General features: G+C 67.6%; 24 protein-coding genes. 7 read left to right on the top strand and 17 right to left on the bottom strand.

What is annotated here, in order from left to right:
• The first annotated feature begins 40 nt into the window (after window positions 1-40).
• Both ACP69Z_RS01790 and ACP69Z_RS01785 read left to right on the top strand, forming a co-directional pair.
• Entirely contained in the window at window positions 41-1,615 is a 1,575-nt protein-coding gene (locus ACP69Z_RS01790; RefSeq protein ID WP_426265837.1) for a hypothetical protein, read from the top strand.
• The gene (locus ACP69Z_RS01785) at window positions 1,612-2,643 is read left to right on the top strand and encodes a glycosyltransferase family 2 protein (RefSeq protein WP_426265836.1); all 1,032 of its coding nucleotides are present in this window, start codon (window positions 1,612-1,614) and stop codon (window positions 2,641-2,643) included. Before ACP69Z_RS01790 ends, ACP69Z_RS01785 begins: the two co-directional genes overlap by 4 nt.
• Here the strand turns inward: ACP69Z_RS01785 and ACP69Z_RS01780 are convergent.
• On the bottom strand, window positions 2,565-3,296 hold the full coding sequence (locus ACP69Z_RS01780; RefSeq protein ID WP_426265835.1) for a class I SAM-dependent methyltransferase: 732 nt from the start codon (window positions 3,294-3,296) through the stop codon (window positions 2,565-2,567). The genes ACP69Z_RS01785 and ACP69Z_RS01780 overlap by 79 nt on opposite strands.
• Window positions 3,296-3,709, bottom strand: coding sequence for a GtrA family protein (locus tag ACP69Z_RS01775; protein WP_426265834.1), 414 nt, complete (start codon window positions 3,707-3,709; stop codon window positions 3,296-3,298). The genes ACP69Z_RS01780 and ACP69Z_RS01775 overlap by 1 nt, the downstream gene beginning before the upstream one ends.
• On the opposite strand from ACP69Z_RS01775, the gene ACP69Z_RS01770 reads away from it, so the two are divergent.
• On the top strand, window positions 3,708-5,561 hold the full coding sequence (locus tag ACP69Z_RS01770; protein ID WP_426265833.1) for an AcrB/AcrD/AcrF family protein: 1,854 nt from the start codon (window positions 3,708-3,710) through the stop codon (window positions 5,559-5,561). The two genes, ACP69Z_RS01775 and ACP69Z_RS01770, sit on opposite strands and share 2 nt — an antisense overlap.
• 3 nt (window positions 5,562-5,564) lie before the next feature.
• Here ACP69Z_RS01770 and ACP69Z_RS01765 read toward each other — a convergent pair whose 3' ends face one another.
• The 10 genes from ACP69Z_RS01765 to gluQRS form a co-directional block, all read right to left on the bottom strand.
• Entirely contained in the window at window positions 5,565-6,197 is a 633-nt protein-coding gene (locus ACP69Z_RS01765) for a MarC family protein (RefSeq protein WP_426265832.1), read from the bottom strand.
• Window positions 6,194-6,826: a hypothetical protein gene (locus ACP69Z_RS01760; protein ID WP_426265831.1), complete on the bottom strand. Its 633-nt coding sequence runs from the start codon at window positions 6,824-6,826 to the stop codon at window positions 6,194-6,196. Before ACP69Z_RS01760 ends, ACP69Z_RS01765 begins: the two co-directional genes overlap by 4 nt.
• Window positions 6,823-7,716 (bottom strand): bifunctional methylenetetrahydrofolate dehydrogenase/methenyltetrahydrofolate cyclohydrolase FolD, encoded by an 894-nt coding sequence (gene folD / locus ACP69Z_RS01755; protein ID WP_426265830.1) that lies wholly within the window; start codon window positions 7,714-7,716, stop codon window positions 6,823-6,825. The genes ACP69Z_RS01760 and folD overlap by 4 nt, the downstream gene beginning before the upstream one ends.
• A gap of 5 nt (window positions 7,717-7,721) precedes the next feature.
• The gene (locus tag ACP69Z_RS01750; RefSeq protein WP_426265829.1) at window positions 7,722-8,033 is read right to left on the bottom strand and encodes a YggT family protein; all 312 of its coding nucleotides are present in this window, start codon (window positions 8,031-8,033) and stop codon (window positions 7,722-7,724) included.
• Window positions 8,034-8,074: 41 nt separating this feature from the next.
• Complete coding sequence (gene egtD / locus ACP69Z_RS01745; protein WP_426265828.1) at window positions 8,075-9,067, bottom strand: L-histidine N(alpha)-methyltransferase; 993 nt, start codon at window positions 9,065-9,067, stop codon at window positions 8,075-8,077.
• A complete protein-coding gene (gene egtB / locus ACP69Z_RS01740; RefSeq protein WP_426265827.1) occupies window positions 9,021-10,256 on the bottom strand; it encodes an ergothioneine biosynthesis protein EgtB in 1,236 nt (411 codons plus the stop codon). The genes egtD and egtB overlap by 47 nt, the downstream gene beginning before the upstream one ends.
• Entirely contained in the window at window positions 10,253-10,876 is a 624-nt protein-coding gene (locus tag ACP69Z_RS01735) for a flavodoxin family protein (RefSeq protein ID WP_426265826.1), read from the bottom strand. Before ACP69Z_RS01735 ends, egtB begins: the two co-directional genes overlap by 4 nt.
• 72 nt (window positions 10,877-10,948) lie before the next feature.
• Window positions 10,949-11,506 carry a cob(I)yrinic acid a,c-diamide adenosyltransferase gene (locus ACP69Z_RS01730; protein ID WP_426265825.1) on the bottom strand — a complete coding sequence of 186 codons (558 nt, stop codon included), beginning with the start codon at window positions 11,504-11,506 and terminating at the stop codon, window positions 10,949-10,951.
• A gap of 2 nt (window positions 11,507-11,508) precedes the next feature.
• Entirely contained in the window at window positions 11,509-11,712 is a 204-nt protein-coding gene (locus tag ACP69Z_RS01725) for an HIG1 domain-containing protein (protein WP_426265824.1), read from the bottom strand.
• An 11-nt stretch (window positions 11,713-11,723) separates the two neighbouring features.
• Window positions 11,724-12,560 (bottom strand): tRNA glutamyl-Q(34) synthetase GluQRS, encoded by an 837-nt coding sequence (gene gluQRS, locus ACP69Z_RS01720; protein ID WP_426265823.1) that lies wholly within the window; start codon window positions 12,558-12,560, stop codon window positions 11,724-11,726.
• A 173-nt stretch (window positions 12,561-12,733) separates the two neighbouring features.
• Between gluQRS and ACP69Z_RS01715 the strand changes: the two genes are divergently transcribed.
• On the top strand, window positions 12,734-13,300 hold the full coding sequence (locus tag ACP69Z_RS01715; protein ID WP_426268026.1) for an HNH endonuclease: 567 nt from the start codon (window positions 12,734-12,736) through the stop codon (window positions 13,298-13,300).
• 77 nt (window positions 13,301-13,377) lie between these two features.
• A complete protein-coding gene (locus tag ACP69Z_RS01710; RefSeq protein ID WP_426265822.1) occupies window positions 13,378-13,902 on the top strand; it encodes a response regulator in 525 nt (174 codons plus the stop codon).
• Here the strand turns inward: ACP69Z_RS01710 and ACP69Z_RS01705 are convergent.
• On the bottom strand, window positions 13,899-14,780 hold the full coding sequence (locus ACP69Z_RS01705) for a UTP--glucose-1-phosphate uridylyltransferase (protein WP_426265821.1): 882 nt from the start codon (window positions 14,778-14,780) through the stop codon (window positions 13,899-13,901). The genes ACP69Z_RS01710 and ACP69Z_RS01705 overlap by 4 nt on opposite strands.
• On the bottom strand, window positions 14,777-15,145 hold the full coding sequence (locus ACP69Z_RS01700) for a hypothetical protein (RefSeq protein ID WP_426265820.1): 369 nt from the start codon (window positions 15,143-15,145) through the stop codon (window positions 14,777-14,779). Before ACP69Z_RS01700 ends, ACP69Z_RS01705 begins: the two co-directional genes overlap by 4 nt.
• Between ACP69Z_RS01700 and ACP69Z_RS01695 the strand changes: the two genes are divergently transcribed.
• On the top strand, window positions 15,144-15,692 hold the full coding sequence (locus ACP69Z_RS01695; protein ID WP_426265819.1) for a TlpA family protein disulfide reductase: 549 nt from the start codon (window positions 15,144-15,146) through the stop codon (window positions 15,690-15,692). The two genes, ACP69Z_RS01700 and ACP69Z_RS01695, sit on opposite strands and share 2 nt — an antisense overlap.
• Here ACP69Z_RS01695 and ACP69Z_RS01690 read toward each other — a convergent pair.
• From ACP69Z_RS01690 to ACP69Z_RS01680, 3 genes are read right to left on the bottom strand one after another with little or no spacing between them, the layout of a single operon-like run.
• Window positions 15,689-16,171: a SixA phosphatase family protein gene (locus ACP69Z_RS01690; RefSeq protein WP_426265818.1), complete on the bottom strand. Its 483-nt coding sequence runs from the start codon at window positions 16,169-16,171 to the stop codon at window positions 15,689-15,691. The two genes, ACP69Z_RS01695 and ACP69Z_RS01690, sit on opposite strands and share 4 nt — an antisense overlap.
• Window positions 16,172-16,173: 2 nt before the next feature.
• Complete coding sequence (dapD, locus tag ACP69Z_RS01685; protein WP_426268025.1) at window positions 16,174-16,977, bottom strand: 2,3,4,5-tetrahydropyridine-2,6-dicarboxylate N-succinyltransferase; 804 nt, start codon at window positions 16,975-16,977, stop codon at window positions 16,174-16,176.
• 23 nt (window positions 16,978-17,000) lie between these two features.
• Window positions 17,001-17,696: a pyrimidine 5'-nucleotidase gene (locus ACP69Z_RS01680; RefSeq protein ID WP_426265817.1), complete on the bottom strand. Its 696-nt coding sequence runs from the start codon at window positions 17,694-17,696 to the stop codon at window positions 17,001-17,003.
• 108 nt (window positions 17,697-17,804) lie between these two features.
• Between ACP69Z_RS01680 and ACP69Z_RS01675 the strand changes: the two genes are divergently transcribed.
• Window positions 17,805-20,111: a S8 family peptidase gene (locus ACP69Z_RS01675; RefSeq protein WP_426265816.1), complete on the top strand. Its 2,307-nt coding sequence runs from the start codon at window positions 17,805-17,807 to the stop codon at window positions 20,109-20,111.
• The last annotated feature ends 12 nt before the right edge of the window (window positions 20,112-20,123 follow it).

The raw sequence follows: 20,123 nt of genomic DNA, 5'->3' as shown, positions 1-20,123 counted from the left end.
CAGGTGCCGCGCAAGCTGCAAGGGGCAGGGCCCTGAAGCCATGATCCCGCCCGCCGCACCGCCCAGCCCGCCCGGAGCGCCGCGTCCCTGGTGGGAAACGCGTGCCTTCGTGGTGGCGATGGTGCTGCTGTCGGCCGTGCCCTTGCTCTACCCGCCGGTGCCGCCGCTGGTCGACCTCCTCGGCCACATGGGCCGCTACCGGGTGATGCTCGACGGCAATGTTCCGAGCCTTGCCGCCAACTACAGCTTCAAATGGGCGCTGATGGGCAATCTCGGCGTCGACCTGGCAGTCTACCCGCTGGCCAAGCTGATCGGGCTCGAACCGGCGGTGAAGCTGGTGATCATCGCCATTCCGATGATGACCACGGCGGGCATGCTGTGGGTCGCGCGCGAAGTGCATCACCGCCTGCCGCCGACGGTGATGTTTGCGCTGCCTTTGGTCTACGGCCACCACTTCCTGTTCGGCTTCGTCAATTATGCGCTGAGCGTGGCGCTGGCGATGCTGGCGTTCGGCCTGTGGCTGCGGCTTGGGCGCAAGCGGCGCTACGGCCTGCGCGCCGCCTTGTTCGTGCCGATCAGCATCCTTGTCTGGCTGTGCCACGCCTTCGGCTGGGGCTTCCTCGGCCTGCTCGCTTTCTCCTCCGAAGTGGTCCGCGCCCACGACGATGGCAGGAGCTGGTGGCGAGCGATCCTGCGCGGGGTGGGACAGAGCCTCAGCCTCGCCCTGCCGCTGCTGCTGATGGTGCTGTGGCGCGAAGGGGGCGGCGGGGTGACCGCCGATTGGTTCAACTGGAAGAACAAGATGTTCTCCGTGAACACCGTGCTTCGCGATCGCTGGCGGGTGTGGGACCGGATCAGCTTCTTCCTGTGCATCGTCATCTTCCTGTTCGCGATCGTCCACCCGCGGCTGACCCTGTCGCGCATGCTGACCTTTACCGCGCTGGTGCTTGGCGCGGCCTTTGTATGTCTGCCGCGGATCATCTTCGGATCGGCTTATGCCGACATGCGACTGATGCCGTTCGTCTTCGCCTTCGCGCTGCTGGCGATCCGCTTCCGCCGCGACACCCCGCCCGTGATGGGCTGGGTGCTCGCGGTTCTGGCGCTCGGCTTCCTGCTCGCCCGCACCGCCAGCGTCACCTGGAGCCTGAAGCTCGCCAGCGACGAATATGAGCGGCAACTGACCGCGCTCGACAAGGTCCCAATGGGCGCCCGCGTGGTCAGCATGGTCGGGCTCGGCTGCACCCGCGACAGCGGCTGGCCGATGTGGCGCAACGCGCATCTTGGCGGACTGGTGGTGGTGCGCCGCTACGGTTTTTCCAACGACCATTGGGATGTGCCGGGGGCCAAGCTCCTGACCGTGACCAACAAGGCGGCGGGCTATTGGCAGCACGATCCTTCCAACCTGGTCGTCCACGATCGCTGTGCGGCACGGTTCGGGCGGCCGGTCAGCTTCATGCTGCGCTGGTTCCCCCGCGACGCGTTCGACTATCTGTGGCTGATCGACCCACCGCCTTATGACCCAGCGCTGGTGGCCGATCTTCAGAAGGTGTGGGGGCTGCCCGATGGATCGGCCCTCTACCGGATACGCCCCGGACCCGCTAATCCAGCGCCATGACCGCCCTTTCGATCGTCGTTCCCTGCTTCAACGAAGAGGAATGCGTCCGCCTGCTGCATGCGCGGCTGAGCGGCGCGGCGCGGACGTCTTTCGGCGAGGATTACGAGATCATTCTCGTCAACGACGGGTCCAAGGACCGCACCTGGCCGATCATGCAGGAGATGAGCGCGGCCGACCCGCACCTCACCTGCGTCAACCTGTCGCGCAATCACGGCCACCAACTGGCGCTGACCGCCGGGCTCGACCTCGCGCGGGGCCAGCGCATCCTGATCGTCGACGCCGACCTTCAGGACCCGCCCGAACTGCTCGCGCCGATGCTGGAGGTGATGGAGCGCGAAGGCGCCGACGTCGTCTATGGCGTGCGTCGCAGCCGCGCGGGCGAAACCCGCTTCAAGCGCGCCACCGCCCACGCCTTCTACCGCCTGCTGTCCTCTGCGACCGAGATCGACATTCCCCTGGACGCCGGCGACTTCCGCCTGATGAGCCGGCGGGCGCTCGACGTGCTGCTGGCCATGCCCGAACAGGCCCGCTTCGTGCGGGGCATGGTGGCGTGGATCGGCTTCAAGCAGCTGCCGTTCCCTTACGACCGGGCGGAACGCGCAGCGGGGGAAAGCAAATATCCGCTGGGCAAGATGATCCGCTTTGCGCTGGATGCGCTGACCGGGTTCAGCTCCGCCCCGCTGAAGCTCGCCAGTCATGCCGGGCTGCTGCTCAGCCTCAGCTCGGTCTTAATCATCCTCTACATCTTCTTCGCCTTTGCCACGGGCCGCAACATCCAGGGCTGGACCAGCCTCATGCTGGTAGTGGTGGTGCTGGGCGCGGTGCAGATGTTCGTGCTGGCGATGATGGGCGAATACATCGGCCGGCTCTACAGCCAGTCGAAACAGCGTCCGCTCTACATCGTACAGGACATTGCCGGCGACGCGCGTGAGCCGCGCAAGGGCTTGGGTCAGGTGCCCGAGGAAGCGACTGCCCAGAGCGACAGTCCGGGCGGCAGCGGCACGCGGCCGATCAGCCGCGCTTCCTGAGCGAACACCTTTTCCAGCGCGGCATTGAGCGGCGCCGGCGGTAGCGTGTCGTCACCATCGTCCTTGCCGGTCACCTTGCCCGCCGCGCGCGCGGCAATCGCCACCGGCAGTAGCAGGCTGTTGAGATAGCCCATCTTCTCGAGTTTCAGGGGCGAGGCGCGGAACAGCGCCTCGAGGCCGCTCTTCGAATAACGACGCTGATGATGGTTCACCACATCGTGCGCCGACCACATCCATTGATGCGCGGGCACCGTCATCACGAACTTGCCGCCGGGCTTCAGGCAGCGCGCGATACCGGCCAGCGCCGCGGCATCGTCGGCGATATGCTCGATCACGTCGAACGAGCCGATCATGTCGAACGAACCGTCCGCCACGCCGTCGAGCGCGGGGAGCGGCGCCGAGCCGATCGCGCGGCCGAGGCGCCGCTCGGCCATCTCGCGGGCAGCGGGATCGACTTCGATCGCGTCCACCGTGCCGAACTGCTCGAGCATCGGAAAGTTGTGCCCGGTGCCGCAGCCGACTTCGAGGATCCGGGCGCCCGGCGCAGGGCGCGCCACCCGCTCGATCAAGGCGGCCAGCACCTTACGCCGCGCACGATACCACCAGTGGCGCTGATCAAGCTCAGCCATGCGGTCGTAGACTTGCCGTTCCATCAGCCGAACACCCACCAGCGATTCAGCGCAAAGGTGACGAAGGGCGTGACCAGCACGGCCGGAACCAGCGGCCACCAGGTCGGACCGTGCAGCCAGTCCACCGCAATCCAGGTGAAAGCGGCATTCATCAGCATGCCGGCCGTTTGCACGGCAAGGAACTGCGCCTTGGTCTTCTTGTCCTCGGTCCGCTCATGCCCCTTGAAGCTCCACCGGCTGTGCAGGAAGAAGCCGGCAGTCACCGCCACGGCAAAGGCGATCACCACCGCCAAAACCGGCCACATGACATAGGTCGCAAGCGGCCAGTAGACGGCGGCATAGAGAACGGTCGAGCCGAGGCCGACCAGCCCGAAGCGGATCAACTGCCCGATCAACTCGCGCCGGGGGGAGGCTTGGGGCAGGCTTGCCTGGATCATGGCCTTGCCCTCTAGGGTCAAGTGCCTAGAGCGGCAACAGATTGCCTTTGGGGGCGGGGAGACGGGTGTGCCGGAACGGTTGCTGGGGTGGATGGAGCGGCATTGGCGGCTGGTGGTTCTGCTGGTCTGGCTGCTCGCCTGCGCGCTGTTCGCCTGGCAGAAATGGGGCGGGATCGTCGGCTTCGCGTTGGGCGATACCGACGACAACCTCCGCATGGCGCAGGTCCGCGCCTGGATGAACGGGCAGGGCTGGTACGACCTGCGGCAATATCGCTTCGATCCCGCATTCGGCGGCGCCAACATCCACTGGAGCCGGATCATCGACCTGCCGATCGCCGGTCTGATCCTGCTCGGCAAATTGTTCACCACCGGCGCCAATGCCGAGCGGATGGCGGTCGCGGTGGCGCCCTTGCTGCCCTATGCCGTGCTGCTGACCGGGATCACGCTCACCGCTCGGCGGCTGATCAATCCCGGCGCCTTTGTCGCGGCGTTTATCGCGCTCTACTTCGCGGGCGCGACCAACGGCATGTTCATGCCGACTCGCATCGACCACCACGGCTGGCAGTTGGCGATGCTGAGCCTGGTCATCGCCGGCCTTGCCGATCCCGACCGCCGCCGCGGCGGGCTGACGGCCGGTGTCGCCAGCGCGGTCAGCCTGTCCATCGGGCTCGAAATGCTGATCTACCTCGCGCTTGCTGCCGCAGCGCAGGTGCTGATGTGGGTCTCGGACGAGCGCGAACGCGATCGACTGCTTGCCTACGCCATCAGCATCGCCGGAGGCACCGCGATCGGCTTTCTGCTGTTCGCCAGCTATGCCAACCGCGCGGCAGTGTGCGACGCCTTGTCGCCCGTGTGGCTGTCCGACGCGCTGCTCGGCGGCGCGCTGCTGACGTTGATCGTGTGGAAGAGCCCGACGCGCTGGACCACCCGCCTGGCGCTTGCTGCGGCGGCAGGAGTGGCGGTGGCCGCCTTTCACGCGCTGGCGTGGCCCAACTGCCTCGAGCGGCTCGAAGGCGTCTCGCCCGAGGTCGATCGGCTGTGGCTGAGCAACGTGCGCGAAGCCAAGCCGATCACGCAGCATAGCGAGCGCGTGATCGCCACCGTGATCTCGCTTCCGGTGGCGGGCCTCCTCGGATGGCTGTGGTTGTCGTTCCTCCACCGTCGTGAGCCCGAGCATCTGCGCCGCATCCTGGGGCCCGCCGCGATCGCCGCCGTCTCCTTCGCGCTGCTGTTCTGGCAGACCCGCGCCGGCCCAGCGAGCCAGCTCCTCGGCGTGGTCGGCTGCGCGGCGCTCACCGCGACGCTGTTGCCGCGGCTGTGGAATGCCAAGAACAGCCTGGTGGTGGTGCTCGGCTCCAGCGCGCTGGTGCTGGTTGCAAGCGGCGGAGCGACGCCGATCGTCCTCAAATATCTGCCCGAAAAGCAGGAAAAGGTCACCGAATCGCAGCGGCTCAACAATCGCGCCAACCGGCTGTGTCCGACTTTGTGGGCGATGCGGTCCGTGGCGAAGCAGCCCAAAGGCATGGTGTTCACCTTCATCGATCTCGGACCCCGGCTGATCACTGTGACCAAGCACGATGCGCTGGGCGGGCCCTATCACCGCAACGGCATGGCCATTGCCGACAGCATGAACGCGATGCGCGGCACGCCGGAACAAGCGCGCGCGCTGATCCTGAAGCACCGTTCGGACTATCTGCTGACCTGCCCGCACATGAACCAGGCGACCATCTTCCGCGCGCAGGCACCGCGCGGCTTCTATGCGCAGCTGGAGCGCGGGGCGACTTTCCCATGGCTGCAGCCGATCGACCTCGGCAAGGACAGTCCGCTCAAGATGTGGCGGGTGCTGAAGTAAGGCTCAGCCGGCGAGGCCGGGGAGGCTGCGTTCCAGCCCGTCGAGCACGAACTGCACCGCCAAGGCGGCGAGGATGACGCCGAGGATCCGGGTGATCATCGCCTCGATCTTGGCCCCGATCAGCCGCATCAGCGGCCCGGCGGTGAGCAGCGCCAGCAGGGTCAGGACGATGACCGCGGTCATCGCGCCCAGCACCACCAGCTGCTCCATCGTCCCGTCCGCGCGGCCCGACAGCAGCATGATGGACGCGATCGAGCCCGGCCCTGCGATCATCGGGATCGCCATCGGGAACACCGAAATATCGTCGGCTTCGGGCGTGCCCTCGATCTCCCGCGCGCGCTCTTCGCGGCGCTCGGTGCGTTTCTCGAACACCATGTCCAATGCGATCATGAACAGCATGATGCCGCCTGCCAGCCGGAAGGCCGACAGGCTGATGCCGAGCGTGCGCAGCAAAGGCTCGCCGAGCAGGGCGAAGAACAAGAGGATGCACCAGGCAACGACTGCCGAGCGGATCGCCATCGCCCGGCGATGCGCATCAGCGGCGCCTTTGGTGAGGCCGGCGAAGATCGGCGCGCAGCCCGGCGGATCGATGATGACCGCCAGCGTGATGAAAGCGGAGGTGAAGAGTTCGATCAAGGCCGCGTGACCTCGTCGTGCACCAGGCTGAAGCGCCGACCCGTCCACAGCTGAACCCGGGTCCGGCGAATGCCATCCGCGGCGACGGTCCAATTGAAGAGCAGGGTGCCATCGGCCGACCGGCCGTACCCACTGTCACCTGGCGGAGCGGTTCGGTTGAGCGGCTGGGCATATTCGGCGGCCACGCGCGCCGTTCTCAAGCGCGGATTGGCGCACGAAGCGATCCGTATCGCAACACGGCGCGGGAGAACGGTGCCCGTACCAGGCTCGAGCTGCCCATCGAAAGTCCAGCGCCACGTGCCTGAAGGTTGACGCATCCATAAGGTGATCCAGCGACCGGTTCCATCGGCAAGATACCAGCGGCCGACATTAACCGCGGTCCGCCCATCGCAAGATTGCCAGCTGTGCGTCGGTGACCATTCGACCGACTGCGCGGGATCCTTGCGGCCCTTTAGGAAATCGTGAGCCCACACGGCCTGGGGGGTCCACATCACCGCATCAGGGGCCGCCCATTTGCGAAAGGCGGTCCACTGACCTTGGCGCTGCGCATCGGCGGCAAAGGCGCGTTCGGCATCGACCGCGGTAGCCGGAGCGGCAGCGGCGGCGAGCAGGAGCGAAGCGAGGATCATAGTCCCTCCGGTGCGGGGAGGCCGCTGCGGCGGTGCGCCGCGACAACGGTGTTGCGAAGCAGCATGGCGATGGTCATCGGCCCGACACCGCCCGGCACCGGCGTGATTGCGCCCGCGACCTCGGCCGCTCCGGAATAAGCAACGTCGCCGACCAGCCGCGTCTTCCGCGGCTCGGCGCCGGCCACGCGATTGATGCCGACGTCGATGACGGTTGCGCCGGGCTTCACCCACTCACCGCGCACCATCTCGGGCCGGCCGACCGCGGCGACCAGGATGTCGGCCTCGCGGGCCAAAGCCGGAAGATCGCGGGTGCGGCTGTGAGCGATGGTCACCGTGCAGCTCTCCGCGAGCAGCAGCATCGCCATCGGCTTGCCGACGATATTGGAACGGCCGATCACCACCGCATGCTTGCCGCTGAGATCGCCAAGCTCCGCCTTGAGCAGATGCAGGCAGCCAAGCGGGGTGCAGGGAACCAGCGCGGCAGGATCGCCGACCGCCAGCCGCCCGGCGTTCACCACATGGAAGCCGTCGACATCCTTGTCGGGGTTGATGGCATCGATCACCCGCGCGGCGTCCATGTGCGAAGGGAGCGGCAGCTGGACCAGGATACCGTCCACCGCTGGATCGGCGTTCAGCCGCGCGACAAGGCCAAGCAGGTCGGCTTCGCTGGTGTCGGCCGGTAGCGCGTAATGAAAGCTCTCCATCGCGGCTTCGCCGCACGCCACGCGCTTGGAGCGGATGTAGACCTCGCTCGCCGGGTCCTCGCCGACCAGCACGGTCGCGAGCCCCACGGGCCGCCCGGTGCTGGCGCGAAAGAAAGCGGCGGCGCGACCTGCGCTTGCCCGCACGTCCGCTGCCGCAGCCTTGCCGTCGATCCGCTTCGCCGTCATGCGCCTCACACTCCCGGCGGCGGGAGGGAAGCCAGCGTGTTCGAGATGACCGGATTGATCAGGATGCCGATCAGCAGCAGTACCACCACCGGCGACAGGTCGAGCCCGCCGAAATCGGGCAGGATCTTGCGGAACGGCCGGTAGAGCGGCTCGAGAAAGCGGTCGAGGCCGACCAGGAACCGCCGCATCCCCTCGCTTTGCGTATTGAGGACGTTGAACGCGACCAGCCAGCTCAGGATCACCTGGATGATGATCAGCCACCACAGGACGTTGAGCAGAATGGCGGCGATCTCGAGAAGGGTGCGTAGGATGACCATCCGTTCCCTCTAGCCGCCCCGTATTGCAGGGGCAACACGGCTCACGGCGCCATCCGCTCCGGTTCGGCCCGCGCCAGCAGCAGCGAGAAATCGCCGGCCGGATCGGTCCACTCGCGTTTCGCCGTCCAGCCGCCGGCCGACAGCAGCACGCGGCTGCTTTCCGGCGTGTATTTGTGGCTGTTTTCGGTGTGGATGCTGGCCCCTTCGGCCATCTGGAAGGCATGGCCTTCGATCTCGAAGCGAATGTCGCGGTGGGCAACGAGGTGCATCTCGATCCGCGACAGCTCGGCATTCCACCGCGCTTCGTGGGCGAACGCCTCGATCGGAATGGTGCCGCCCAGTTCGCGATTGATCCGCTCGAGGAGGTTGCGATTGAAGCGCGCGGTGACGCCCGCGGCATCGTCATAGGCCGCAATTAGCCGAGCGGGATCCTTGACCCGGTCCATGCCGATCAGCAGCAGCGCGCCGGTGCCGAGCGTGCGGCGGAACGAGCGCAGCAGGTCGACCGCGCTTGGCGGCACGAGATTGCCGATGGTCGATCCCGGAAAGAAACCGAGCCGGGGATGATCGCCGACCTCCGCCGGAAGATCGAAGGGCCGGGTGAAATCCGCTTCGACCGGCAGGATCGGCAGGCCGGGAAAGCGCTTTTCCAGCGCCTCGGCGCTGGCACGCAGGTGCACCCCGCTGATGTCGACCGGCACATAGAGCGCAGGCTCGATCCCGTCGAGCAACAGCGGCGTCTTGGCGAGCGAGCCGGCGCCATAATCGACCACCGCCCGGCCGGGGCCGACCGCTTCCGCGATCTCGCCGATAGCCGCGGATAGCATGCCGATCTCGGTCCGGGTCGGATAATATTCCGGCAGGTCGGTGATGGCGTCGAACAGCTGCGAGCCGGCTTCGTCATAGAACCAGCGCGCAGGGATAGCGGGCGGGTCCTGCGCCAGGCCTTCGAGCACGCCGCGAACGAAGGCAGGATCGACCTCGGTCTTACCGGTCGCGAGCAAGGCGAACTCCGGTGAATTGCCAGCGGGCATTCGGGGGAAAGAAGCTGCGGACCGATGCGCGTGACGATCCGCGCGGGGTGGCGCAGCTGGCGCCCTTCACCACCATCTGCCCGCTCATGAACTTGCCATTATATTCGCCGACGGTGCCGTCCGGCTGACGAAAGCCGGGATGCGGCAGGAAAGCCGAACCGGTCCAGCACCAGACGTCGCCAAAGAACCAGCCGCCCGGCCGTGGCATGACTGCACCAGCCTGGTCGAGCTGGTTGCCCCCGCGCGGGTCGTGGGCTCCCGCCATGTCCTCCCACTCGGCCTCGGTCGGCAGCCGCGTGCCGGCCCAGCGGGCGAAGGCGTCGGCTTCGTACTGGCTGACGTGGGTGACGGGGGCGTCCGGGTCGAGGGCCGTGCGCCCGGCCAGCGTGAAGCTGGTCCCGTCCTCATCCCAGTAGAGCGGCGCGGTGACGCCTTCGCGCTGGACCCAAGCCCAGCCGTCGCTCAGCCAGTGGCGAGGCTCGCGATAGCCACCCTCGGCGATGAACTGCTGCCATTCGCCGTTGGTAACAAAGCGGTCGGCGATCGCGTGGGGTGCAAGCAGCACCTGATGGCGCGGCCGTTCGCAGTCGAAGGCGAAACCGTCGTCGCTGGTGCCGATCTCGACGATGCCGCTGCGGCCTTCGATCCAGCGAGGATCGCCAACAGGCTCGCTCGTGGCCGGCACTTCGGCGGCGGCGTAAGCTGGTTCCAGCGGGTTGGCGGCGAAGGTGGCGAGGATGTCGGTGAGGAACAGCTCCTGATGCTGCTGCTCATGATTGATGCCAAGCTCCACGAGATCGCGCGCGGCCTCATCGAGATCTGGCAAGGCCCTTGCCAGCGCCTCGTCGACATGGGCGCGGTAAGCTTGGGCTTCGTCCAGCGACGGCCGCGACAGCATGCCGCGCCGGTCCCGGCCCAGCCGCTCGCCTTCGCCTTCGTAATAGCTGTTGAACAGGAACGGCCAGCGCTCGTCGAACAGGTGATAGTCCGGCACGGCTTCGCGCAGCACGAAGGTCTCGAAGAACCAGCTGGTGTGGGCGAGATGCCACTTCGATGGCGAGGCGTCGGGCATCGGCTGCACCGTGGCGTCGGCGTCGCTCAGCGGCTCGGCCAGCGCCATCGTCAGCGCGCGGGTGGCGCGAAGCCGCTCGCCCAGCGATTCCGGAGCAAGGATCGCCTGTCTGTTCACCCTTCCTGCTTTACCCCCGGAAAGGGCTTGTCCGCCAGCAGGGTCGCTAAGTGGTGGCTGTTGGACGCCAGCATCTCCACCGTCTGCGTCACCTTGTCGGGGACCTCCGGCAGATCCTTGAAGTCGACCTTGCCCATCGCTTCGCCGACCCAATAGGCAGGTCCGCCCGGCGGCACCGTCCAGCCGGTGTCGCTCAGCCCCTGGAACAGCTCGGCCGAGACATGGTGGGCGCCGTCCTCGTTCCCAACGACGGCAACGGCGACGACCTTGCCGGTGCTCGGCATCCGGCCCTGGTCGTCGGTCTCGGACAGAAAGGCATCCATCCGCTCCAGCGCGCGCTTGGCAGTGCTCGGCAATTGCCCGAGCCAGATGGGCGTGCCGAACACCAGGATATCGGCCTCGAGGATCTGCTTGCGCAGCTCGGGCCAGGCATCGCCCTTGCCTTCGTCCGAGGTCACGCCCGGCTTGATGTCGTGGTCGGCGAGGCGGATCGTGCCCTTCCATTCGGCCCCGCGCGCGGTCAGCGCTTGCTTGACCAGGTCGATCATCTTGTCCGTGGAAGACGGCTCGCCCGAGGAGGGCTTGAGCGTTGCATTGAGGGCGATGGCTGTAAGGGTCACGAGGTCTCCGCTGGCTAGCTTATGTTAGCATAACGACCAGCGCGCAAATCCGGCTCCGTCATCGCCCAAGGGCTAGGTGCGGGTCGCTCCCGGCTGCCACAGCACATCGCCGCCCATTGTTGCCGCAACATGACGAGCGGTGACGAAGAGATGGTCGGACAGGCGGTTGAGGTAGGCGAGGGCGTACGGGTTCACCTGCTCTTCCTCGGCCAGAGCCACGGTCCAGCGCTCCGCCCGGCGCGCGGTGGCGCGGGCGAGGTGGAGGGCGGAGACGGCGCGGCTGCCGGCGGGCAGGATGAAGCTGGTCAGCGGAGACAGGTCGGCGTTCATCGCGTCGATCTCGGCTTCCAGGCGCTCGACCTGGGGCGCTACGATGCGCAGCGCGCCTTCCATCTCGCCCGGCGTGGCGATGTCGGCGCCAAGGTCGAACAGTTCGTTCTGGATCCGGCCCAGCGCGGCCTTCGCCTCGCCGTCCAGCTCGGCAATGGCGAGGCCGATGGCGCTGTTCGCTTCGTCCACTTCGCCGATCGCGTGCATCCGCGCCGAAGCCTTGCTGACGCGGCTGCCGTCGACCAGCCCGGACTGCCCGGCGTCGCCGGTGCGGGTGTAGATCTTGTTGAGCTTGACCAAGCTCAGCGGCTCGCGCTGGCGACCAGCAGGATGGCGGCGGCGATGAACACCGCGATGCCCTGATACAGCACGCGCTTGCGCATCCATTGCTGCTGTTCCTGCTGGTTGCCGACCTTGCCCGACGCCATGGCAATGACGCCGCGAACGAGGACGTAAGCGGTGGCCGCCATGGCGAGCACCAGCGCGATGATGAGAAGCGTGTTCATGATGCTCCTACTTAGGGCAGGGCGAGGCGATAACCAGTAGGCAGAATGCCCACCCCGAGGTCAGCGGCAAGCGCCCGTCCGTCCACTCCCGCCGCGCGCATGGCGGCAAGCGTCGGAGCCTGGTCGCGCTTGGCCAGGCGGCGGCCGTCTTCGTGGGTGACGAGGGGGTGGTGGAGATAAGTCGGCTCGGGCAATCCCAGCAGCTGCTGCAACAGCCGCTGCACCGGGGTGGAAGGCCTGAGGTCAGCGCCGCGCACGACAAGGCTGACACCGCTGTCGGCATCATCGACCACGCAGGCGAGGTGGTAGGACGAGGGCGCATCCTTGCGGGCGAGGATGGCGTCACCGATCATCGCCGCCGTGCCCTCGTGCCGACTGCCGTCATCCTCTTGCCAGCCGGTCACCCCGCCGGCCGCCGCGATCGCCTTGGCCGAATCCAGTCGCCAGCTATGAGGCGTCGTTTCCCGCCGCTCGGGATCGTCGGCCACCCCGCGGCAGGTGCCGGTGTAAGCGCTTCCCGCATCGCCATGCGGCGCGGTCAGCGAGGCGGCGATGTCGGCGCGGGTGCAGAAGCAGGGATAAACGAGACCCATTTGCCTGAGCCGCTCCAGGGCGGCGGCATAGAGGTGGGTCCGCTCGGACTGGACAATCGGCGCGCCGTCGGGCGCCAGACCAAGCCACGCCAGATCCTCCCTGATCCCACCGACAAATTCCGGCCGGGCGCGGCCGGGGTCGAGGTCCTCGATCCGCAGCAGCCAGCGCCCGCCCTTCTGACGCCCGAGCACAGCACTATAGGCATGGCCCAAATGCAGCCGCCCGGTCGGCGAAGGCGCGAACCTCGTGATCACGCAAGCGCGTTGAGCCCTTGACCGCGAAACTGCAACTTGCGATTCATGAGGGCGTCACATCGGACTGGCAACCGGTGCGTCACAAGGGAAGCGGCCGAAAACGGTCTCTCCTCCTTGCGTGCGACAAGGCCTGGGAGATGCGTTCGGCAGGACCGGACGGAGACCTGTCGCTCGTGTATCATCCAGATCTCATTCGCCATCCGGAAAGCTGTCCGGCGCTGGTGCTGAATGCCGACTACACCCCCTTGTCCTATTATCCGCTCAGCCTGTGGCCGTGGCAGACCGCGGTAAAGGCGATGTTCCTCGAGCGGGTGGACGTCATCGCCCATTACGAGCGCGAGGTGCACAGCCCCAATCACACGCTGAAGCTGCCAAGCGTGATCGCGCTCAGGCAATTCGTGCGGCCGAACGAACATCCGGCGTTCACCCGCTTCAACCTGTTCCTCCGCGACCGCTTCCGCTGCGTGTATTGCGGCTCCGGGCGGGAATTGACCTTCGACCACGTCATTCCCCGCGCGCAGGGCGGCCGCACGACGTGGGAGAATGTCGCGACCGCCTGCGCGCCCTGCAACCTGCGCAAGGGCGGCCGCACCCCGCGGCAGGCGGGCATGAGCATTGCCCATTGGCCCGAGCGTCCGACCAGCTGGGAATTGCAGGACCACGGCCGGGCCTTTCCGCCGGGCTACCTGCACGAAAGCTGGCGGGATTATCTCTACTGGGACGTCGAACTCGACGCGTGAGCCTGCGGAAGCTCCCGCCTGCTGCCGGGACAAGAATCTTAGGACTTCGTTAACCAATAACCTTCACCTTCGCGGACATGTCCCCGCTGTCCGCCCCCGCGCGTCGTCCCCGCCTGTTGGTGGTGTCTCCTAACCGCTCCCATCTGGCGGTGCTGGCCAAGCGGCTCGGGGCCGAAGGCTATGCCATCGTCACCGCAAGCGACGGGGGAGCGGCGCTCGGCGAACTGCACCGCCAGCCGATCGATGTGGTGATTGCTGAGCTGGTCATGGAGCCGATCAGCGGCCCCGAACTCACCCGCTCCATCCGGGAGCAGACTGCCTTTGCCGAAGTGCCGGTGATCCTGATCGCCAGCCGGGCCGAAGCCGATCCCGCCGTCCGCGCCTTCGAAGCCGGAGCCGAGGACGTGATCCTGAAGCCCTTCCATTTCGAAGTGCTGGTCGCGCGCATCGAACGCCGCCGCGCCGCGGCTGCCCGCGTTGCCGCACTGCGGGCCGACATGGAAGCGATGGACGCCCGCGCCGCGATGAAGGCGATCGAACTCGGCGAGCTCAAGGACCGAATGTACGCGCTCGAGGCCGAGCGCCGCCGCGTCTCCGCCTAAAACTCAGCGAGCGCCTCGCGCACCAGCGGGGCAAGGTCGTCGCGCTGCATGGCGAGCTTCAGCGTCGCCAGCACATAGCCTGCCCGGTCGCCGCAATCGTGGCGCACCGCATCGACCTTTACCGCGTGGAATGGCTGCTCGCCGATCAGCTTGGCCATCGCGTCCGTCAGCTGGATCTCCCCGCCTGCACCCGGCTCCTGCGCGTCGAGCACGGCCATCACCTCGGGCTGCAGGATATAGCGGCCGATGACGCCGAGCCGTGACGGCGCGACCTCGGGCTTGGGCTTTTCGACCAGCCCGCGCACTTCGGTGAGGTTGCCGTCGGTCGAACCGGGCGTGACGATGCCGTAGCTGGCGGTCTTCTCCGCCGCGACTTCTTCGGCGCAGACGATGTTGCCGCCGACCTTGTTGTAGGCGTCGACCATCTGGCGGAGCGCGCCCGGCGTGCCCGCCATCAGATCGTCGGGCAGCAGCACCGCGAACGGCTCGTCACCGACCACGTGGCGGGCGCACCAGACGGCATGGCCAAGGCCGAGCGGCTGCTGCTGGCGGACGCTGATGAGTTCGCCATAATCGGCGCGGGAAAGCTCCAGCACCTCCAGGCTCTTGCCCTTGGCCTGCATGGTCGCTTCGAGTTCGAACGAGACGTCGAAATAGTCCACCAGGCTCGACTTGCCGCGGCCGGTGACGAAGATCAGCTGCTCGATCCCGGCTTCGCGCGCTTCGTCCACCGCATATTGGATCAACGGACGGTCGATCACCGTCAGCATCTCCTTGGGCATGGTCTTGGTCGCGGGCAGCAGGCGGGTGCCGAGGCCGGCGACGGGGAAAACGGCCTTGCGGACGGGCTTGAAGGATTGGCTCGGCGAATGGCTCACTGGGGCTCCTGAACTCGGGTCTGATTGTCCTTCGGGGTAGCGTTGCTGTCGCCTTCGGGTTCCGCGGGCGCGTCGGCGCCGCTTGGCGGGGGGAGGTCGAATCGGTCCGGCTGGCGCGGCTCGGAGCGGCGCAGCACTTCTTCGACGCGGACCGGCCGGGCGATGGCCGGCGGGGTCAGCAATTGTTCGGGGGTCGGCGTGGTCACCGCCATCTTGGGCTTGACCGGAAGCGAGGAGCCGGGCGGCGGACGAAGCTCCCCGGCGCGGCCACAAGCGACGAGCGCCAGCGCCAGCGCGATCGGCACGAGGGCGGACCTAAGCCCAAGCTTGTGCCGGCTGCCGTTCGGGGCCAAGCGCGTCCTCATGCGTGTTCTCTTCCTCGCCGCGGCGCTTGCCGCCCTGCTGACTTCCGGCTGCGATAGGCAAGCCGCGCCCCAAAGTGAAGCCGGGGAGCAGGCGGCGCAGCCCGGCGGTCCTGGGCTCGACCGAAGCCAGGCCGGCAAGGCGATGCCCGCCGACACCTTCAAGGACGGCGAGGGCGAGGACACCAGCCTCCCCGCCATCGCCGCGGGCAAGCCGCTGCTGGTCAATCTCTGGGCCACCTGGTGCGCGCCCTGCGTCAAGGAACTGCCGACCCTCGATGCGCTTGCCGACCGCGCCGGTGCGGCGCAGGTCGCGGCGATCAGCCAGGACACCGCCACCCCGGACAAGGTGCGTGCCTTCCTTTCCGACAAGAAGGTCGGGCTGGAGGCCTATCAGGATGGCGAGATGGGCCTGTCGGCAGCGCTTGGGTCGCAGATCCTGCCGACGACCATTCTCTATGGCTCGGACGGCAAGGAAATCTGGCGCTTCACCGGCGATCTCGACTGGACCGGCGCCAAGGCGGCCGAGCTGCTCAAGGAAGCGCGCTAGGGCAGCTTGCTCCGCACGGTGGTCCGCTCGGGGCCGCTGATGTGCCAGACGTCGCCGAAATCCTCGTGCACCAGCGGCGCGGGGCGGGTGCCCCCGAGGCCGGCGACGATGTCGGGCACGGTGTTGCTGTGGCCGACCACCAGAACGGTGCCTTTGGACGCCAGCGCCTGCGCGACCAGCGCCGGGGTATCCTTCGCATCGTAGGTCAGCACCGCCGCCTTGTAGCGCGCGGCAGTGGGCGCGGCCGTGTCGCGCGCGCGGTCGGTGTCGCTGACGAGGATCGTCTGGGGCGGATCACGGCGCAGGAAGTCCGCCAGCTTCACCGCATTGGCGCGACCTTCCTCGGTCAGCTGGGCGTTGTCCACGCCCGCGGGCGTGTTGAGGTGGCGCACGACGTAAATGTTGGGCACCGGCTTGGCCGCCGGCACCGTGGCGCATCCCGCCAGTGCCATCATTGCGAGACCAAGCAGCGCGCGCATGGTCAATCCCTTAGCAATTCGTTGATGCCGGTCTTGGAGCGGGTCTTCTCGTCCACCGTCTTGACGATCACCGCGCAGGCGAGGCTCGGGCCACCGTCCTTGCCCGGCAGCGTCCCTGGCACCACCACCGAATAAGCCGGCACCCGGCCATAGCTGATGGCGCCGCTCGCGCGGTCGACGATCTTGGTCGAGGCGCCGAGGAACACGCCCATGCTGATCACGCTGCCGCGCTCGACCACGACGCCTTCGGCCACTTCGCTGCGGGCGCCGATGAAGCAATCGTCCTCGATGATCACCGGCCCGGCCTGAAGCGGCTCGAGCACCCCGCCGATCCCCGTCCCGCCCGAGATATGGACGTTCTTGCCGATCTGCGCGCAGCTTCCGACGGTCGCCCAGGTGTCGACCATCGTGCCTTCGCCGACATAAGCGCCGAGGTTGACGAAGCTCGGCATCAGCACCGCGCCGGGCGCGATATACGCGCCGCGGCGGACGATCGCGCCCGGCACCGCGCGAAAGCCGCGGGTGGCGAATTCCTGCGCGTCCCAGCCGTCGAACTTGCTCGGCACCTTGTCCCACCACGGCGCGCCGCCGGGCCCGCCGGGGATCGCTTCCATGGCATTGAGGCGGAAGCTCAGCAGTACCGCTTTCTTGAGCCATTGGTTGACCTTCCAGCCGTCCGGCCCCGGTTCCGCCACCCGCGCGGTGCCGGAATCAAGCAATTCCAGCGCCCATTCGACCGGCTGACGCGCTTCCTTGGACGCATCGGGCCCGAGGCTGTCGCGCTTTTCCCACAGCATGTCGATGATGGGTTCGAGTTCGTTGTTGGGGATCACACGTCTTCTCCGAGCAGGTCGTCCAGCCAGTCCGCCACGTCCGTGATACGAAGGTCGATATGGCCGGGATCGGCGTCGTGATTGCCGCGCTCGGAGCCATTGTCCACCCACACGGTGGTCATCCCCAGCGCTTTGGCCGGCCGCAGGTTCTGCGCCATGTCCTCGACCATGCAGGCGGTCGCGGGATCGATCGCGAACTGCCGGCAGAGGAGCTCGTAGCCGTGGGCCTGCGGCTTGGGCCGCAGCTCGCAGGCGTGAATGTCGTGAAGATGCTCGAAGCGGTCGCCGATCCCGATCCGCTCCAGCACGCGCCGGGCATAAGGCGCGTCGCCGTTGGTGAACACGAACTTGCGTCCCGGCAGCCGCCCCAGCCCTTCCGCCAGCCGCTCGTTCGGCCCGACCCGGTCGAGCGCGATGTCATGGACGTCTTCGAGGAACTCGTGGGGATCGACCCCATGCTCCTGCATCAGCCCGGCAAGCGTGGTGCCGTGGGTGTGAAAATGATGCTTCTGAATCCGCTTCGCCTCGGCCGCTTCGACGCCGAGCAGGCGCTGGATATAGGCGCCCATCCGCTCGTCGATCAGCGCGAACAGGCCGGTGGAAGCGGGATACAGGCAATTGTCGAGATCGAAGATCCAGGTCTCGACCCGGTCGAATGGCGGCCTGATGCGGGCGGAAGCAAAACCTGCCATAAGGAGCGCCGCTAACGCGCTTTGCCCCCGTCAGCAAAGCGAAAGGAATCATCAACTAAACGTCGTTAAGAAATATCGTGCAAATCTAAAGGTTTGTGAAGGGGTGGGATGACGAAGGCGCTTCTTGGATCGGCTGCAACCCTGGCGCTCCTGAGCCTCACCGCATGCGGCGGTGGGGGCTCGAGCGGGGGTGAAGTCGGCTCGACCCCGGCGCCGCCGACCACCACCGTGCCGGTCACCCCGCCGCCGACCACGCCGACGCCTACGCCGCCCCCGCCGACGGTCGCGGCGGTGAACTACAACACGTCCGAATATCAGCGCAGCAATGCGGCGGTCACCTCGGGAGCGATCAGCGCCTACAACAGCGGCGCGACCGGCAACGGGATCAAGGTTGCGGTGATCGACAGCGGCATCAACCCCACGCTCTCCGAATTTGCCGGCCGTATCGATCCCGCCAGCCGCGATGTCGCCGCCACCCGCGGGCTTGGCGACGACGAAGGGCACGGAACCGCCGCTGCCGCCGTGATCGCCGCCAATCGCGATGGCTCGGGGATGCAGGGCGTCGCGTTCAACTCCAGCCTGCTGGTCTATCGCGCCGACACGCCGGGCAGCTGCAACGACAGCGAGGGCGAGGGCTGCTCCTTTTCCGAATTCCACATCGCACGCGGCATCGACGCGGCAGTGGCGGCCGGCGCGCGCGTGATCAATCTTAGCCTTGGCGGCTCGACCCCCGGCACCAACCTCCTCGCCGCCATGCGCGGGGCGGTGAATGCCGGCGTCGTGATCGTGATCTCGGCCGGCAACGATGGCGACAAGCCCGAGGGCGTCGATGCCGACCCGTTCGCTGCCGTTCCCGCTAACAGTTATCCGGGGCAGGTGATCGTCGCCGGCTCGGTCGGCACCATGACCGGCACCGGCACCATCGGCCTCGACCAGATATCGGACTTCAGCAATCGCGCGGGCATTGCGGCCAACAATTACCTCGCGGCGATCGGCGCGGGCGTTCGCACGGTCGACAAGGATGGCCACGACTCGCGGTGGAGCGGCACCAGCTTCGCCGCCCCCACCATCAGCGGCGCCGCAGCCCTGCTCGCCTCGGCCTTTCCCAATCTGTCGGGCGCGCAGATCGTCGACATCCTGTTCAAGAGCGCCGACGACCTTGGCGCCACCGGTACCGACGCCATCTACGGGCGCGGCCGCCTCAACATCGGCCGGGCGATGCAGCCGATGGGCAGCGTGTCGCTCGCCGGCAGCCCCGACCCGATCTCGGGCGTCGGCTCCGATGCGCCGCCTGCCGCGGGCGATGCGCCGCTCTCGGGCGCAAGCATCGGCGCAGTGGTGCTCGACGGCTATTCGCGCGCCTTCGCGGTCGACCTCGCCCGGACCATCCGCTCGGCCCCGCGCTCCGAGCCGCTCCACCGGGCGCTTGGCGGAACGCTCCGTGCCGGAGCCGCCGGAGCGGGGCCGCTCAGTGTCATGATGACCGTCGCCGAACGCAGCGACGGCAAGGGTTATCTCCTCAATCAGGCGGGCATCGGCCCCGAGGATCTGCGCAAAGCCCGGCTGGTCGCCGGCTCGGCGGTGGCGCGCATCGACAAGAAGACCGCCGTTGCCTTTGGCTTTGCCGAGGGCGCCAAGGCGATGGAGCGGCGCTTGTCGGGCGTCAGCAGCGGCGCGTTTCTGATTGCCCGCGACATTGCTGGCAGCCCCGGCTTCGATGCCGACCGCGGCACCTCGATGGCGCTCCGCCGCGACCTCGGCAAAATGGCGCTCACCCTGTCGGGCGAAACCGGTGAAGTGACCGGCGAACAGCGCACCCTGGCGTTCGGATCGCCCTATCGCTGGACCGCCTTCAGCCTCGACCGCCGCTTCGGCAAGCAATGGCTGTCGGTCGGCATGGGCCGGCTGGAAGAAAGCCGCAGCCTGCTCGGCGGACGGATGGACGGGCTGCTTGGCGGCGGCGGGGCGGGAAGCACCTTCCTCGACCTGGAAGCTCGCCGCGATCTTGGCGCCGGGTGGAGCGCGGGGGTCAGCGCCCGGCGCGGCTGGACGAGCTTTGCCGGTGGCAGCTTCACCAGCGGTGCTTATGCCGCCGACGTCGCCGCCAGCGACCTGTTCGCCGCTGGCGACCGCTTCGGCCTGCGCTTGTCGCAACCGCTGCGGATCGATGGCGGCGGCTTTGCGATGAACCTGCCGACCTCGTTCGACTACGCCGCGATGGCGCCCAGCTACAGCATCGTCCGGTCGAGCATGGTCCCGCGTGGGCGCGAGCTTGATGCGGAGCTGAGCTACGGCCGGCGCTGGCTGGGCAACGGGTGGGTCAGCGGCAACCTGTTCACGCGGGTGCAGCCGGGCCACGTCCAGGCGGCCGCGCCCGACACCGGCGCGGCGGTGCGATTTTCGCTCGGTTTCTGAGCGGCTTTAACG

The organism is Sphingomonas sp. LHG3443-2 (genome assembly GCF_049896405.1).
Classification (GTDB): domain Bacteria; phylum Pseudomonadota; class Alphaproteobacteria; order Sphingomonadales; family Sphingomonadaceae; genus Sphingomicrobium.
This window is presented reverse-complemented; position numbering and strand designations above follow the sequence as displayed.